Raw genomic sequence first — 17833 nt, 5'->3', positions numbered from 1 at the left:
AAGAAGGAGAGATTTGTATGCTACTTATAAAAGAGCTTGAGCATCAAATCATGATGGAAATGGAGCAGGCCCGTGTACCGGGTCTGGCCATCGCCATCATTCATAATAAGGAATTAATATATGCAAATGGATTTGGTGTTACTAGTGTGCAAGACTCAGGAGTAGCTATAAGTCCTCAGACTTTATTTCGTATAGGTTCGATTTCTAAGTTGTTTACGTCTACGTTGATCATGAAATTAGTAGAGAATGGGCTTCTTGATTTAGATACTCCAATCATAAATTACATTCCCTGGTTTTCACTTCAAAATCCAGCCTACAATGGTCTGTTAACCCTTCGTACTTTATTGAGCCATTCAGCAGGATTCAGCAACGGCGGAGACTATCTCGGGAGTAGAGAATCAGATGGTTTACGTCGACATGTATCTGAGGAGCTTTCAAAAATGAAATTGATGGCACCACCAGGAAAGCTTCATACATATAGTAATTTTCATTACAATCTAGCAGGCTGTATAGCAGAAGAGGTTACTGGAAAAGCATTTGCTACTTTAATGCAAGAACTGGTTTTTTCACCTCTAAAAATGAACAGTAGTACATACGATCCGCTGTTTGCAATGACACACTCACTAGCGCTGCCACATTATATAGATGATGATCAGATTTGTGTATTGCATCGCTTTTTAGAGAATACAGCATATTATCCATCTTTTTTTGCAATGTCAACAGTCACCGATTTGGCTAAGTTTGCCCTCTTACATATGAATAAGGGATGCTACTTGGGCAAGCAATTACTTCAATCTGAATCCATTCAGCAAATGCACGAATATAACACACCACTCTATAACACGTATCAAAGTGGATTTGGGTTGGGGTTTTTCTTGCAAGAAACAGAAAATGGACTTCGCATCTCCCGGCATTTTGGCGATATTAGTAGCTATAGTGCTGATTTTGTTATGCACACAGAGGCTGGGAGTGCTGTAATTATCCTTAATAATCGCCCCTTCCAACATGACAAGATCACCCGTCTCGTTTTTGATCAATTACAATTGCCGCATTCTCACGTAAAAACCTCAAAAGAATTATTCAAAGGTAGTAGTAACGAGGAGGATTGTTTAGGTATCGCAGGAACCTTCTTTGGAACTAATGTGGGGATTGCAGAAATTACGAAGGAAGATCAGTCTTTGCTGATCTTAAATAACCAACGAATTAGGCTTCAGATTAAGACAAGCGATTTCTTACAGGGTTATGACGAAGAGGGTAACCATGTGATGAATATTGGAGTGATAAGGGAAGAAGATGGCTGTGTGCAGTATCTTATGATAAACAACAATCGTTGTCATCGTTACTTATTGCCATCTGGTAGGACGTCTCTATCAAAAGAGGCACTAGAAGCTTGTTGTGGAACCTATTCACATCACGGATTTCCAGACTGGGTTTATCATGTAACCTACCAAGATAATAAGCTCATCATGGAAGAGGATGGGATTACAGATGTTCTTATCCCAATTGAACATGGTTTATTCGTGAGTGATACTTTTAAATCGGTACAATTTCACATTGATGAACAAGGACAGGTTCCCTATTTTTATCTACATGGCACTTGGAAAATGGAACGATTACATCGGTAATTATCTCTATTCAAAATAGGAATAATCTATCTTGCACCTCTAGGAGGCTTTCATTCATGACGACTAGCAAAATTACAGAAAATCTCATACTCTCCAATGAAAAATTAGAAAAAGAAGAAGTATACTGGCTAGATCAGATGAACGGGATTAGTGTGCTTTCTACGTTTCCTATCGAATTTTTGCGTACATCGTTGGATGAATTCCAAAAGGGGGTTATCACTTATTCGTTTTCGGAAGTGATAACAGAAAAAATTCGGATGATTGCAAATCAATCTCCATACGCGATATTGACTATTCTTGCAACTGTCCTTGCAGATATTCTTTCACGTTATACCGAAGCAGAGGATATTGTTTTTAGTATGCCTGTTTTTAAACAAAAGAAAGAATTGAAGACCGTAAACAAATTACTACCGCTGCGTATTCAGGTACAACGTAATGAGATGACTTTTAAACATTTACTGATGCAAATGAGTAAAAAAATCAATGAAGCGAGTCAAAATTCAAACTATCCATTTCATCAGATAATAAAAAAATCTGGATTGCAGGTTGAAGATGGTATATTTCCATTGTGCAATACTTGCATTATGTTAGAAGACATCCACGAGAAAATTAGCGTAAGCCAAATAAAAGCTGATTCGCTATTTATCTTTTCTCAGAATAAGGGTAATCTACAACTCACTCTTGAATATAATGCTAGTTTGTATAGTTATGATCGCATGCAAATGATCGTTCATCATGTAGACAATTATCTCTCTGAAGTGATGAGAGAACCTGATAAAAGCCTAATGGAAATTTCATTTTTAAGTGAAGCTGAACGTCATCAATTACTTTATGATTTTAACTCGAGTAGTTTTGACTATCCACGCCATAAGTCGGTATCTCAGCTTTTCGAAGACCAGGTAGAACGTACGCCTGATAGGATTGCTGTTGTATTCGAAGGGAAACAATTAACCTATCGTGAATTAAACCATCGGGCGAATCAAGTAGCTTGGTTCTTACATGAACAAGGAGTTAATGAAGGTACAATTGTCTGTTTTATGGTGGAACGTTCTCTTGAATTATTAATTGGCATCCTTGGTATTATCAAATCAGGTGCTACATACCTACAAGTGGACCCGGATTATCCAAAAGAACGAATTAACTATTTGCTTACCCATTCTCAAACTTCTGTGATACTAACCCAGCAAAAACATAAAGACAACGGCAATCTAAAACAGGCTCGCACTTTTATCATCGAAGATATTTTGACGCAATCAAATGTTCGTACTGAAAATTTGAATCTACTTTATCAACCTGAAAATCTTCTGTATGTTCTCTATACATCAGGTTCTACAGGCAATCCAAAAGGAGCCATGATCAAACACCATTCGTTTGTCAATCTATTATACTGGCATATCAACAAATTGTCGTTTTCAGAGAATGAACGGGCGCTGTTAATTGCACCTAGCAGTTTTGATTTGGCACAAAAAAATTTGTTTAGTGTGTTACTAGTTGGAGGGAGATTGATAATCTATTCTCCAGGTCCATATGATTATCGCCATATGTCTACTGTGATCGATAAAGAGCGGATAACAATGATCAACTGCGCTCCTAGTGCCTTTTACCCCTTGGTTCATGGAAATATCGACGATGATTTTGTTAAGCTAAGTAGTATTCGCCACATTAGTCTTGGTGGTGAACCGATCAACATGGGTAATCTACAGCCTTGGATCAAATCGCCCCATTTCAAAGCGGAGCTCTCAAACACATATGGCCCAACAGAGTGTACAGATATTTCTGGATACCATGTTTTGAATAAGGAAGAATTACATCAAATTACTATGGTTCCTGTGGGCAAACCAATTCACAACGCCAAGTTTTATATTTTAGATAAATATTTGCAATTGCTTCCACCGGGGATTCCAGGTGAATTATGTATTGGTGGAGAAGGAGTGGGAAATGGTTATTTTAACGCTCTAGAGCTAACAAATGAGCGTTTTATCGATACACCTCATTTAAGCGTACCACGTGTCTATAGAACTGGTGATCTGATGCGTTGGCTAAAAAATGGTGATCTTGAATTTATTGGGAGGATTGATCATCAAGTAAAGATTCGAGGTTTTCGTGTCGAGCTGGGGGAAATAGAATCAAGGCTTTTACAATACCCTGGCATGAGAGAAGTTATTGTTCTTGATAAAACAGACGAACACGGGATGAAATATTTGGCTGCTTATTTCGTGTCAGAGAATGAAGTGACTCTTGATCTAATTTCTAATTTTGCTCAAAGTCATTTACCAGAATATATGATTCCTTCTCAATTTATGCAGTTGCCTGAATTTCCGCTTACTCCAAATGGGAAAATCAATCGGTTGGCACTGACTCAATTACAAGATTACCTTACTTCATTTACTTCATATGAGGTTGCAAAGACTCCTCTGGAAGAAGAATTGCTAAGAATTTGGAAAAATATTTTGAAACTCGAAAAAATCGGGATACATGATAATTTTTTTCGGATAGGAGGTCATTCCCTTAAGGCAATGATGCTAGTAACTATCCTGTACAAAGAATTCAATGTGAGTCTTTCAATCAAACAAATCTTTGATAATCCCACCATTGAGTTATTGGCGCAGTTGATTGAAGTATCTGGTGACTCTGCCTTTATCCAAATTCCATTGGAACCAGTGGAAGAGAGGCCGTATTACCCAATCTCTGCTGCCCAAAAGCGAATGTTGATTGTTGACGAACTAAATCAAGGGGATACAAGCTATAACATTCCTTCCTGTGTAATTATTGAAGGACCAGTCAATCCAGAACGTTTTGAGACAGCTCTTATTCGACTCATCGAGCGTCATGAAGCACTCCGTACCTCTTTTGAGTGGCAAGGGGAAGAGCAGGTTCAACGAGTACATAAACAGGTAAAATTTCAAATGAGTAAACGCAAATTACAAGAGGAAGAGGTTATTGATTTAATTAGAGAATTCGTAAAACCATTCCATTTATCACAGGCCCCTTTGTTTCGCGTCGGCTTGTATGAGCTAGGTCCAGATCGTTATTTTTTGATCATGGACATGCACCATATCATTTCTGATGGCATATCTATGGGAATCTTGGTCGAAGATGTTATTGACTTATATAAAGGACAGGAACTTTCGCCACTACCGATACAATATAAAGATTTTACACACTGGCAGAATCAATGGTTTGCTTCTGAGCAAGTAAAAAAACAAGAATTGTATTGGTTGGATACGTTCGCTGGTGAACTTCCAACTCTTCGCTTGTTGACGGATTATCCACGTCCTCGAATACGTACAAACGTAGGGGACAGAATTTCCTTTATGCTTTCTAAGGCTGAGAGTGATGAACTTAATCGAATCGTCCAAGATAGTGGATCTACCTTATATATGATTCTGTTAGCGGCATATAATATATTGCTGTTCAAGTGTACAGGACAGGAGGATATCGTTGTTGGTACTCCTGTAGCAGGGAGACAGCATGCTGATCTGGAAAGAGTAGTAGGGATGTTTATTAACACCTTACCAATGCGTAACTATCCTCAAGATTCGAAAACATTTGCAGAATTCTTTACAGAAATAAAGATACGAACCCTTCAAGCGTTTGATCACCAGGATTATCCTTTTGATGCTTTAGTAGAAAAACTCAAAATACCAAGAGATTCGAGTCGGACTCCACTATTTCAAACCATGTTTACTCTACAAAATATGAACCAAGCAAAGATAGAATCGGAAGAATTAACTTATACACCGTATGACTTTTCGGATAATACCTCCAAAATGGATTTATCAATTATTGCCGTTGAGACTCCTGATGGCTTATTATTTGATCTGTACTATTCAAGTAACTTGTTCAAACGAGAAACGGCTGAAATCTTAGGGCAAGCGTATTTACAGATTATGAAGCAAATCCCATCTCGCTTTGACAAGACGATAGCTTTGAGCTTGAATTTAACTCAGGTGAACGCAATTCGTCAGCTCAAACAGATGCTTTTGAGGATGAGGAATTCGATTTTTAATGAAACGTCAAAAAAAGTGTAGTAGCAAGGTAATCATCTCCTGCTCCTGCACTTTTTTTGTCTTCTTCGAGGTAGATCGAGTTTGTAGGAACATTTTTCTACAATTTATGAAAGAATAATATCCAAGATTTTCTGCCATGTGCATAATATCCCACTAGTGGTGCATACTTAACATACAGTCTAAGGACATGTAGAGGTGATTGCATGCCCAAACATCCTTTTTTTGAACGAAGTATGAGAAAAGGTCTCACGTACACTGATTCCAAAATCCAAAATGACCGAGTTACGACATCACTTGAAGACAATATAAATCAAATACTGTCCAAGCTTGATCAGATGCCAGATCTTACAGTACAGCGCTTTTCGTGGAATCAAGGGGAAGAAGCCGCCATTTTATATATGGAGGGACTATCTAATAAAAAGCTGATCTATGAAGATGTACTTTCTCCTATATTAAAGGACATGACCTCACTTACACAGATTGAGGATTCTTCGTTAGTAAGCTGTGAAATGAAGCCAACACACTCATTTGAGATGATTGAACATAACCTGCTCATAGGTAAAAGCATCTTGTTGTTTAATAACCATGTCACAGCATATCAGGTCAGTACAATTTCATATCCAGATCGGTCTATTGAAGAGCCATACCTTGAGCCAACGATTAAAGGCGCGCATGATGGCTTTGTTGAGAATGCCTCGAAAAACCTTGGTTTGTTACGTAGATACATACCTAGCCCCGAATTAAAGCTTCGGCAGATGAAGATTGGAGAGCGGGGAAAAGTCAATATTACTATGGCTTATTTGGGGGATGTAGCTAACCCAGAGGTCATCGAGGAATTAGAACGACGCATTCAAGCACTGAGTCAAGATGTCATTATTAATATCGGGGAATTACAGCAATTAATCTCGAAGAATACATTCACAGTATTTCCGCAGTTTTTAGTTACAGAACGGCCTGACACAACTGCGATGCAAATTTTACAAGGGCGGATAGCAATCATTATGGATCGTTCTCCAGGTGTACTTATTGCACCGATGAACCTGATTGGTTTTTTGCAAACGAAGGATGATTATAATGTCAATTGGCTACTAGCCTCATTTGTGCGAGTGCTCCGTTATATTGCTTTTATGATCTCTCTTGTGCTTCCAGCATTTTATGTAGCGACAATTTCATTTCACTTTGAAGTGATTCCGTTAAAGCTGCTGTTATCCATTGGGGAATCCAGAGAAAAAGTGCCATTTCCGCCAGTATTAGAGGCTTTAGTAATGGAGTTGTCATTGGAAATGCTTCGGGAAGCAGGCCTTCGTTTACCAGGTCCGATTGGCCAAACGGTAAGTATTGTGGGTGGTATTGTAATCGGGCAGGCTGCGGTACAGGCTGGTATCGTGAGTAATATTATGGTGATTGTGGTATCCATCACAGCAATCGCTTCCTTTATCATCCCTTACTACGATATGTCGTCTACCATTCGTCTACTTCGTTTCCCCATGATGATGCTTGCTTACTTCTTTGGTTATGTAGGGATTATTATGGGTTTAATGATCATGTTTATCCACCTCATTACACTTACTTCGATTGGGATGCCGTATGGTTCGCCACTTTCGCCGGTTCGAATGAAAGAATGGAAAGATGCTATTGTACTTGCAGCCCCAAAATATTTGACAACCAGGCCTCATAGTGCAAGACCAATACAGGAAAAGAAGAAAAAGGCTACTGATCCAACAGATAGGTGATGGTAGATGGATTATGTAAAGCACAATCAAATAACGCTGTATCAATATATTTTTTTAATTGTGGGCAATCAGGTAGGATTGGGGATTTTGTATATCCCGCGAGATTTAGCACGTGAAGTAGGAATAGATGGTTGGATATCCATTGTGTTGAGTTGGATCATTGTTTGTATTGCTAGCATTATTATCACAAAAATGATGGCCAGAAATCCAGAACTTACGCTACGCCAGTCTTTACGCTTATATTGTGGTCCAATTATCGGATGGATTGTGTATTTTTTGATAGCGGTTCATCTTATCGTTTTTACTTATGCGATAATAGCAGGATCTATTTTTTTAACACAGATATGGGTTCTACAGAGAATGTCGAGCTTCTGGCTGATGAGCTTATTTGTTATCCCTATTTATATGTTGTGTTCTCATGGTTTTAAAAACATTGCTCGATATGCTCAATTTGCTATTCTGATTAGTGTGTGGATGCCTCTGCTGTTGTTGTTCCCCTTACAATATGCAAATCCGTTTTATCTGCTCCCTATCATGCGTGAAGGGCTCGACCCTGTTATAAAAGGTGTCATGCCTGCTATCACATTTTTTTGGGGCTTTGAAATGATCATGTTTTTCTATCCTTTTTTAAAGGATAAATCAAAAGCAACAGCAGCTGCCCTCATTGCCAATACCATTTCTATGCTGGTTTTGTTGTTTGTCACCATCATCTGCTTTCTCTTTTTTTCACAGGAACAAGTGGCTAATTATATGTGGCCTACTCTTACATTATTAAAATTGGTGGAGTTTCCATTTTTAGAGCGTTTCGAAGTCATTTTTCTGTCGTTTTATTTGTTTATGCAATCGATTTCTTGGATTACCCTTAGCTACTTTTCTGTCTACACCCTAGAGAGTCTATGCAACGCTAAGATGAAATCGAAGCACTTTCTGATTTTTTTAGGATGTCTTGTAGCCATTTCTATTTTCTATTCACCTAGTTTTTCTGAGGTCCGTAATTTTTTAGAGCTGGCACAGCCACTCAGCTATTTCGTAAGCTATTTGTTTCCTCTCATCTTCTTACTGTATCTTGTCATGTTTCAAAAGGTCATACAGAGGAGGCGTGAGAGATGACTAAAAAATATCACATTCAAATTTTCATGTGGATCAGTCTGTTCTCGTTGTTAATGAGTGGGTGTTCGCAACGGATCAATATTGAGAATGCGACGTTTAATTTAACACTTGGGTTGGACAAAAAAGGAAATGATCTGTATTACTATTCCGTCAGTCCCGTATTTAATAAGGATGCTTCTAAAAAAGTAGAAGCTCATGAGGTCAGAGCATCCAGCATTCGCAATGCACGTAATTTCTTTGATGCTAGCTCTATTGGACTTTTAACAACTGCTAAATTACAGCAGGTTTTGATTGGAAAAGAATTATTGGAATCACATGATGTATTCCCGTTATTAGATGTTCTGTATCGGGACGTGACTAGTGCTAGCAATGCGAATGTTTTAATGGTGGATGGGCCAGTGAAGGATGTTATCATGTTTGGAGCAAAAGACAAGCCACGTCTGCCCATATACCTTGGTCAGTTGATTGATTCGACAGCAGTGCGTAACCTGATTTCACGTTCGACGTTACTCGATTTTCAATGGACGGTTATGGAGAAGACGATTACACCTTATATCGGAATTGTCAGTAAAGAAAAAAATCAATTGAATATAAAAGGGACAGCTTTATTGAATCAGCAAGGAAAAGTTGTGACCACTCTTTCACTACAGGAGACTACAATTATGCATATGCTTCAACGCTTTCATAGAGGGTTGTTTTCCTTGTCACTATCGCTTAAAGAAACCAAAAATAAAGCTGACAGTAAAATCATTAGCGCTACCTTTGAGCGTGTGACACGCAAGGTTCAGCTAGTAAAAAAGGATGATCAATTCTACTACACGATTCATCTTAAAATGGATGCGAATCTAAATGAAAGCATAAACCTACTTTCTAAACAGAACACGATGAAATCAATTGAAAAGTTTCTGGAAAAAGCAGTAAAAAAAGAAGCGGATAAAGTAATAAAAAAAATACAGCAGCACAAAGTAGATCCTATGGGCTTAGGCGATTATATGCGAGCGTACTATTATCCTGATTGGAAAAAGCTGGAGATGGACTGGGGAAGTGCACTTGCAACTATAAATATTAATATTGAACCTGAAATTAGGGTAATCTTCAACGGTTTAGTTCAAGAATAACAAGGCAATAGTTACGCTATACAAAACAGAGAAAAGCGAGTAGAATAACTGTATTATAACAGATGAGGGGGAGAACGTGTTATGGTGTCATGGGAACAAGTTGAGCATATGCCATTAAAACAAGTCGTAGATGAAGTGATTGAACGACACACTAGCATTCATGCAAGTTGGAGCATTCCTCCTCGATCAAAAAAGCTATCAGTTGCTCATTTAGTCACGCCGGATACCTTATTGTGCCAGATTAGTCTATCGAAAAGCCTCCATCGTTGGGTAATTAGGCAGAGCACAGAGTCTGGGGATTTATTGCTTGCTTGGACAAATATTGGACTTTTAGTTGAAGGCACGATGAAATGGTTTCTTAGCGTTTTTCATGAGGAAGTTCGACAAGACTGGGAGAACCAAGTAGTAAAATTTAAAGATCACTATTCCCAAGAATCGTTTTTATACATGATGAGAAAATTTTTTCACCAGCGTATTTGGTTTGGAAATGGAGATTTTGACCGATGGGTGATGCATGTTCACGAATGTCGCTTTTACGGTCTTAGTGATCAGCAACAATTGCAAGGTCGTATGGAGCGGATTGATGAGGCTGTTCGTGTCTACTTACACTTTTTACGTTTTCATCAGGAATTAGTCGAACAGCAATTCATCCATCAGGCAGAAGAGAGTAAGGGGTAATGACCCAAAAGAATTTAGGCATCTCTTGAAAGGCTAAAGGGAGGTGCCTATTTTATTTTGGTAAAAAGGTTACAACGTTCTCACTATTTCTAGCAAAAACAAGTATACTAGAAACAGATAAAACAAGGAGGGAAAGTGCCGTGCATAAAGAGTTATCACCTGCTTTTGTACAATTAAAGAACGAGCATGGTCCGCTCCGTCAATTAATGGAAGAGTTATATGAACAGGCCGTTACAATGGGGAAAACAGGAGATGAGAGAAGCTATGTTCAAACTCTGCGTTCATTAGAAGAGAAAGTAGATAGCTTTTTGCTTATGCTAGAAAAACACGCCAATCGTGAAGAGGCCTTATTTTTCCCTATGATGTATACATTAACGGGTGGAGAGAACGGACCTATTGCTGTCATGGAGGAGGAACACAGGGAAGCGAAACAGCACTTAGCACGTTTCAAAGAAAAAATGAGCACAGTAGGTTTGAGTATTGATAAGAACACAGCTATAATTACTGCCGATCCAGTAGCAAAAGCCTATGTAGTTTTATCCGATCACTTTATGAAAGAAGAGATGGTTCTTTTTCCAATGGCAAATCAGCTGCTTTTAGAAGAACAGAAGGACGAGCTAGAAAGACGGTTAACAGAAGCAGACAGAAAAAAATAGGATGGATCAGATAAAGGAGACTGTTCAATGTCTGGGCAGTCTCTGCGACAGTCAATGTCTTGTGAAAAACAATAGGCTTCTTTGTGACAAAACATTCTGAAAACAAATCAAACCCATATATAATAAAGAGAAATAGTGGGGAGGTATGGAAATGAGAGAAATTCAACGAACTCGCCGCAACACATTAGGGGATATTGTCAGAAGAAGTAGTCGTCGTTTTCCGAATAAAATGGCTCTTCGCTTTGAAAACGAAGAAGTTACCTTTCAACAACTGGATTCTTTAATAAACCAAACAGCTCAATACATTTGCTCTCAGGGTTTGCAAAAAGGTGAACGGGCTGCTGTGTTATCTCGAAACTCACTTGATTTTGTAATCGTTACGTTCGCTCTAGCAAAAGCGGGGGTTATTATGGTTCCGATTAACTATATGCTGAATGTAGAAGACATTGCATATATTATGGAACATGCAGAGATTCAGGCTTGTTTCGTCTCGCCGGAATTCCTAGCTGTAGCGGATAAAGCGTATGAGATCGTTGGCTGTAAACTACGACTACGCGCAATTATTTCACACCCTGCCGATCCCATTAAGGAATGGATGCCGCTACGTAGCATAATTGCTCACCTGTCAACAGAGGAGCCAGATGTGGACTTGGAAGATGATGACATCGCTCATATTATGTATACGAGTGGTACAGAGTCCAAGCCAAAAGGTGTTATGCTAACTCATAAAAATTTGTTAGCCGAATACGTGAGTACAATCTTAGATGGTGATCTGACGGAGCAGGATATTGCACTTCATGCTTTGCCGTTGTTCCACTGCGCTCAACTCCATTGTTTTTTAGGTCCCTATTTATATGTGGGTGGTAGTGGAATTATTTTGGAACAAGCTACGCCTTCACTGATGCTCAAGACAATAGAACAATTTGGGACAACCCAGCTTTTTTGTCCGCCTACTGTTTGGATAGCTTTATTGCGTTCTGAGGATTTTGGTACACGTGATGTATCTACCTTACAAAAATGCTATTACGGAGCTGCCATTATGCCTGTAGAAATTATCAAAGAGCTTAGCCTGCGCTTACCTCAAAGTCGGTTGTATAATTTTTATGGACAAACAGAAGTAGCTCCACTAGCAACCGTCTTAAAACCACAGGATCAACTGCGTAAAACAGGCTCGGCTGGAAGACCTGCGTTACATGTAGAAACGAAAATTTTTGATGAGCTGGGTAATGAAGTACCTATTGGCAACATCGGTGAGATTGTGCATCGGAGTAGCCACGCCATGCTTGGTTATTATAAGGATGAGGAGAAAACGAGAAGTGCTTTTCAAGGGGGCTGGTTTCATAGTGGTGACCTCGGTTTCATGGATGAAGAGGGCTATATAACAGTGGTAGACCGTAAAAAGGATATGATTAAAACAGGAGGAGAAAATGTAGCAAGTCGGGAAATAGAAGAATGGATTTACCAGCATCCCAAGGTTTCGGAAGTGGCAGTGATCGGTGTTCCGCATCCATATTGGATGGAAGCAGTTACGGCTATTGTGGTACCCAAAGCAGGGGAAGAAATAGTGGTGGATGAATTATTGGAATTTTGCAAAAAGGGACTTTCCTCCTTTAAAGTACCTAAGTTCGTTGTTTTAGCGGAGCAGCTACCACGTAATCCTAGTGGGAAAATTGTAAAGAGAGAGCTACGCATAAGCTATCAGACGTTAGGTGAAACTGATAAGCTACATAGGTAAACATTGATTAGGGGTATTCTAAAATAGTTATTATAAAATGGTTGACTTACATTTTAGTTGTAACTATAATTGTTACATGTTCATTAATAATAATCGTACTGTTTAAGAATTCTGTGCAAATTCATAGTAGATGAACATGCATATTCTTGGATTTTTTATTGTAACTACGGTGGTTACGACAATTGGAAAGCTGAGGTAATGATCTATGACGATAAAAATTAAAGCTTACTCTGATTTTATATGTCCATTTTGTTTTTTAGGAAAAGGTCCTTTAGATGAGATCGTTAAGGAAAAAGATGTAGAAGTAGAATGGATGCCATTTGAATTACGTCCAAGTCCTTATTCAAAAATTGATCCATGGAAGGAACCTGATAAGCTTAGCTCTTGGGATTCATTTATTCTCCCCACTGCTAAAAAGCTAGGGGTTGACATGCGTTTACCACGTGTTTCTCCGCATCCATATACACACCTGGCGTTTGAAGGCTATCAGTACGCGAAGGAACATGGAAAAGGTAATGAGTTTCACCATCGAGTGTTTACTGCATTTTTTCAAGAGGAACAAAACATTGAAGATATCGAGGTGCTGACAAAACTAGCGGGTGAAGTTGGACTTGATATGGATGAATGTAAGGAAGCCTTGGTAACACGAAAATATAAAGAAGTGCATCAAGAGCTACTGAAGCATGCCTATGAAGAGGCGCAAATTATGGCTGTCCCAACGTTAGTGATTGGCGACGAAGTGGTTCAGGGGTTAGCTAGCAAAGAAACCTTAGCAAAAATTATTGATAAGGAACTAGGTAAAAATAAGACAACCGAATTTGATGGATTGCAATGCTCTTTGGATGGAGAATGCTAATAGAAAGACATCGGACTTCCTTATCTAAATCTGGAGGATACAAATAATGGGGCAACCAACCAATTTAGAAATAATTCGCAGCACATACGAAGGTCCATCTTCTTCAAATGCTCAGCATTTACTTGCAGCACTCTCGGATTTCGTAGAATGGACTGAAGCTGCAGGTTTTCCATATGGCGGAACATACATTGGTGTAGAAGCTGTCATGCAGAATGTATTTAGCCGTTTGGCAACTGAATGGGAAGATTATAAAGCAAGTGTGCATTCTTATCATGAAGTGAACGAGAAAGATATCATTATCGTTGAAGGGGTTTATTCCGGAACCTATAAAAAAACAGGGAAAGCATTTCAAGCCGATTTTGTACACATTTATCACCTTTGTTCTGGGAAAATTGTTAAATTCAAACAATACGTTGATAGTCATGTGGTTCAACAGGCTATGATATTTTAATTAAAAATCGGTTAAAATGAATAAAAGATAGCCGCTAGTAATAGGCAGAATATTTGGGGCAACTAGGAACGAAAGATTACCACGTTCTAGTTGCCTTTTTCTATTCTTTTTATATCGTTTTCGTACCTTTCTTATCGGAAATAAAATACCAAATTAATGCTATACTACATACTAAATAACATGACTTGAAGGTAAGCAAAAAATCGTTCATGTAGACACGACAGGCTGATCAATTGATAAAGGACCTTTTTTCGAAGGAAGGGGAATCCGTTATGATTAAACTAGTACTTATTCGGCATGGACAAAGCCTATGGAATCTTGAAAATAGGTTTACAGGGTGGACAGATGTGGATTTGTCAACGAATGGACTTCAAGAAGCAAGAGAAGCAGGAATGATTCTGAAGAAAAATGGGTATGTGTTTGATGTAGGATATACCTCTGTTTTAAAAAGAGCAATTCGTACCTTATGGATTGCTTTACATGAAATGGACCTCATGTGGATACCTGTTTATAAAACATGGCAATTAAACGAACGTCACTACGGAGCCCTTCAAGGTTTAAATAAGGCGGAAACGAGTGAAAAATATGGAGCAGAGCAGGTTCAGATATGGAGAAGATCAACCGATGTACGACCACCTGCCCTAACAAAAGATGATAAACGCTTTGAAGCCTCTCATCCAAAATATAAAGGGTTAAAGGAAGGGGAATTTCCTCTTACCGAAAATCTAGAGGATACCGAAAAACGAGTGTTAGCGTATTGGAATACTGAAATTGTTCCCACGTTGAAAAAAGGACAAAAGGTTATTATCTCTGCTCATGGTAATACCTTACGGGCGCTAATCAAATATCTAGATCAAATTTCAGCAGACGGTATTGTAAGCTTAAACATTCCAACTGGTATTCCGCTTGTATATGAATTGGATGATCAATTAAAACCAATTCGTCATTACTATTTATGTATGGACGGCAAGGTTCCTGAAGGCGAAATCCCTAAGCATATTGATATGAATAAATAAAAGTCTTGTTTGGCTTGTAATGCTTACGTTTCAATAATGAATTGTAGGGAGTGAAAAGTAAGATGAAGATGCAACGCGGAAAATTTGAGGGATTACAAAGGTTATCGAATGATAAAGGAGTAATCGCTGCCTTAGCCATTGACCAGAGGGGCTCTATGAAGAAAATGATTCAAAAAGTCAAAGGAGACTCCTATCATATTGAACAGGTCAAGGTTTTTAAAGAGGCTGTTTCTCGTGAATTAACTCCTTATGTTAGTGCGATTTTATTAGACCTTGAAACAGGAAAATACGGTATTAAAGCCAAAAATGATCGAGCAGGATTGTTACTTTCCTATGAAAAAACAGGATATGATGCTACCGAGCCAGGGCGCTTACCAGATGTCATAGAAGATCTGTCTGCTCTTCGAATTAAAGAACAGGGAGGAGATGCCGTCAAGATTTTAGTCTACTATGATCCAGACGAACCCATTGAAATTAATGAAAAGAAGTATGCATTCTTAGAAAGAGTAGGTGCCGAATGCAGAGCGGTAGATATACCGCTTTTTGTCGAACCCATTGTTTATGATCAATTTGTGGAAGACACAAAAAGCGTCGAGTTCGCAAAAATAAAACCTGCTAAAGTAAAAGCATCCATTCGAGAATTCTCAAATCCACGTTATGGAATTGATGTATTAAAGATAGAGGTTCCTGTTAACTTCAACTATGTGGAGGGATTTGGAGATGGGGAGTATGCATATACAAGAGAGGAAGCTGCCAGACATTTTAAAGAAGCTTCAGATCTAGCTACTTTACCATTTATCTATTTAAGTGCAGGTGTTACATCGGAATTATTCCGTAAAACAATTGAGTTCGCCATTGAAGCTGAGTCTGCATTTTGCGGTGTACTTTGTGGACGAGCTACATGGTTTGACGGTGTTGCTGCTTATGGGGAAGGAGAAGAAGAGGGGCTACGTCAGTGGCTACAAACCAAAGGGAAGTATAACATCGATCATTTAAATGAATTATTAGATAAAGCCTCTCCATGGTGGTCCATTTATGGAAATATAGAAGACATTCAAATTATAGACTAGTCCCAGCCCCTTTGTAGAATAAAGGTAAACCGGATAGAAAGAAGAGAGTAAAACCAGTGCATTGCTGTAACTACAGGAGTGTACTGGTTTTATTTGTCATTGTATGTAAGATAGAGCGTAGGATTTGGAGATCATGAGAACGATTACAAAAATAGCTTGACGAAAATTATTACCTTAATTTAAAATTAATATGAAAATAATTTTCATCATAGAACTGGGGAGAAGAAAATGAGCGTATTCTTTGAACAAGCACAGCGCTTTGGGAAATCATTCATGCTACCTATCGCTGTTCTTCCTGCAGCGGGTTTATTACTTGGTATCGGGGGAGCGTTATCGAATCCCAATACTTTGGTAGCGTATCCATTTTTAGATGTACCTTGGTTACAAGCTATTTTCACCATTATGAGCTCAGCAGGTTCCATCGTGTTTGCTAACCTAGCTATCATCTTCGCGGTTGGGATTGCAGTAGGTTTGGCACGTTCTGATAAAGGAACTGCTGGACTTGCGGCTGTATTGGGTTATTTGGTTATGAACGCTACAATCAACGCGATGCTTATTATTACGAGCAAACTGGCAGCTGAGAATTTAGCAGCCGTTGGTCAAGGAATGACGCTTGGTATTCAAACATTAGAAACAGGGGTTTTCGGTGGTGCTGTTGTGGGTGTTCTAACAGCTCTCCTGCATAACCGTTACAACAAGATTGAGCTACCCCAATTTTTAGGATTCTTTGGTGGTTCACGTTTTATTCCCATCATCACTTCATTTGCCTCTATTTTGCTGGGAGTAGCTATGTTTCTTGTATGGCCACCCATTCAGGCAGGGATTTTTAAGCTAGGTGGCTTAGTTGAATCAACAGGGTATATTGGTACATTCTTCTACGGATTTATTCTTCGGCTACTAGGGCCTTTTGGCTTGCATCATATTTTCTACATGCCATTTTGGACGACTGGCCTTGGCGGTTCGTTAGTTGTTAACGGAACATTAGTAGAAGGAACACAGAAAATTTTCTTTGCACAATTGGCTGATCCGAACACAACGCAATTTTATATTGGAACAGCACGTTTTATGTCGGGGCGCTTTATTACCATGATGTTTGGATTATTAGGAGCAGTACTTGCCATGTATCAATGTGTAAAGCCAGAGAATCGCAAAAAAGTTGCAGGTCTATTGCTTTCGGCAGGTCTAACATGCTTTTTGACAGGAATTACGGAGCCGATTGAATTTTCTTTCTTGTTCATCGCACCTGTTCTATATGCTGTACATGCATTCTTTGACGGTTTAGCGTTTATGATGGCTCATGTATTCCAAATTACGATTGGTCAAACCTTCTCTGGTGGATTTATTGATTTTGTTCTGTTTGGGATTCTACAAGGAACTGCGAAAACCAACTGGTTATATGTGCCGGTAATTGGTGTTTTCTGGTTCTTCCTATACTACTTCACTTTCCGTTTTGCGATTAAGAAATTTAATATTAAAACTCCGGGACGTGAAAATGATCAGGCTTCAACCGCGACTGAAACGGATGTAACCCAAACGAATCGCGCAGCCAGTATTATTGAAGCCTTAGGTGGCAGCGAAAATATTAAAGATGTGGATTGCTGCGCGACTCGCCTACGTATGACTGTTTTTGACGGTGAAAAGGTGTCTGAAGAAGAACTGAAGAAGACGGGGGCAAAAGGTGTCATTATGAAAGGAAATGGAGTTCAGGTTATTTATGGACCACACGTGACTATCATCAAAAATGAAATTGAAGAGACATTGGGAGTGTAGGTACC

The 17833-nt window shown here is 38.9% G+C and carries 13 protein-coding genes; all 13 read left to right on the top strand.

The genetic code is table 11. The features are described 5' to 3' along the window. Window positions 1–17 precede the first annotated feature (17 nt). The 13 genes from ACQV1I_RS14200 to ACQV1I_RS14140 all read left to right on the top strand — a co-directional run bounded on the left by ACQV1I_RS14200 (window position 18) and on the right by ACQV1I_RS14140 (window position 17828). Window positions 18–1625, top strand: a complete 1608-nt coding sequence (locus ACQV1I_RS14200; protein ID WP_116333977.1) for a serine hydrolase domain-containing protein — start codon at window positions 18–20, stop codon at window positions 1623–1625. Window positions 1626–1681: 56 nt separating this feature from the next. Next, complete coding sequence (locus ACQV1I_RS14195; protein ID WP_438769432.1) at window positions 1682–5656, top strand: amino acid adenylation domain-containing protein; 3975 nt, start codon at window positions 1682–1684, stop codon at window positions 5654–5656. Window positions 5657–5838: 182 nt separating this feature from the next. Continuing rightward, window positions 5839–7368 (top strand): spore germination protein, encoded by a 1530-nt coding sequence (locus ACQV1I_RS14190; protein WP_116333975.1) that lies wholly within the window; start codon window positions 5839–5841, stop codon window positions 7366–7368. Between the two features lie 6 nt (window positions 7369–7374). After that, entirely contained in the window at window positions 7375–8478 is a 1104-nt protein-coding gene (locus ACQV1I_RS14185; protein WP_116333974.1) for a GerAB/ArcD/ProY family transporter, read from the top strand. After that, complete coding sequence (locus tag ACQV1I_RS14180) at window positions 8475–9596, top strand: Ger(x)C family spore germination protein (protein WP_116333973.1); 1122 nt, start codon at window positions 8475–8477, stop codon at window positions 9594–9596. The genes ACQV1I_RS14185 and ACQV1I_RS14180 overlap by 4 nt, the downstream gene beginning before the upstream one ends. Window positions 9597–9677: 81 nt before the next feature. Beyond that, entirely contained in the window at window positions 9678–10274 is a 597-nt protein-coding gene (locus ACQV1I_RS14175) for a hypothetical protein (protein ID WP_116333972.1), read from the top strand. A gap of 140 nt (window positions 10275–10414) precedes the next feature. Then, window positions 10415–10930 (top strand): hemerythrin domain-containing protein, encoded by a 516-nt coding sequence (locus tag ACQV1I_RS14170; RefSeq protein WP_116333971.1) that lies wholly within the window; start codon window positions 10415–10417, stop codon window positions 10928–10930. A 151-nt stretch (window positions 10931–11081) separates the two neighbouring features. Beyond that, window positions 11082–12665, top strand: coding sequence for an acyl-CoA synthetase (locus ACQV1I_RS14165; RefSeq protein WP_116333970.1), 1584 nt, complete (start codon window positions 11082–11084; stop codon window positions 12663–12665). A gap of 205 nt (window positions 12666–12870) precedes the next feature. Then, window positions 12871–13521, top strand: a complete 651-nt coding sequence (locus tag ACQV1I_RS14160) for a DsbA family oxidoreductase (RefSeq protein WP_094699996.1) — start codon at window positions 12871–12873, stop codon at window positions 13519–13521. A gap of 46 nt (window positions 13522–13567) precedes the next feature. Continuing rightward, a complete protein-coding gene (locus ACQV1I_RS14155) occupies window positions 13568–13972 on the top strand; it encodes a nuclear transport factor 2 family protein (protein ID WP_116333969.1) in 405 nt (134 codons plus the stop codon). A 272-nt stretch (window positions 13973–14244) separates the two neighbouring features. Next, window positions 14245–14988 carry a 2,3-diphosphoglycerate-dependent phosphoglycerate mutase gene (gpmA, locus tag ACQV1I_RS14150; protein ID WP_116333968.1) on the top strand — a complete coding sequence of 248 codons (744 nt, stop codon included), beginning with the start codon at window positions 14245–14247 and terminating at the stop codon, window positions 14986–14988. A 62-nt stretch (window positions 14989–15050) separates the two neighbouring features. Continuing rightward, on the top strand, window positions 15051–16058 hold the full coding sequence (locus ACQV1I_RS14145) for a tagatose 1,6-diphosphate aldolase (RefSeq protein WP_116333967.1): 1008 nt from the start codon (window positions 15051–15053) through the stop codon (window positions 16056–16058). Between the two features lie 228 nt (window positions 16059–16286). Further along, entirely contained in the window at window positions 16287–17828 is a 1542-nt protein-coding gene (locus ACQV1I_RS14140; protein WP_094700000.1) for a PTS transporter subunit EIIC, read from the top strand. Window positions 17829–17833 lie beyond the last annotated feature (5 nt).

It is taken from the genome of Brevibacillus sp. JB24b, assembly GCF_051713385.1.
Lineage (GTDB): Bacteria > Bacillota > Bacilli > Brevibacillales > Brevibacillaceae > Brevibacillus_B > Brevibacillus_B laterosporus.
The sequence above is the reverse complement of the archived record's forward strand: the minus strand, read 5'-3'. Positions and strand labels throughout refer to the sequence as shown.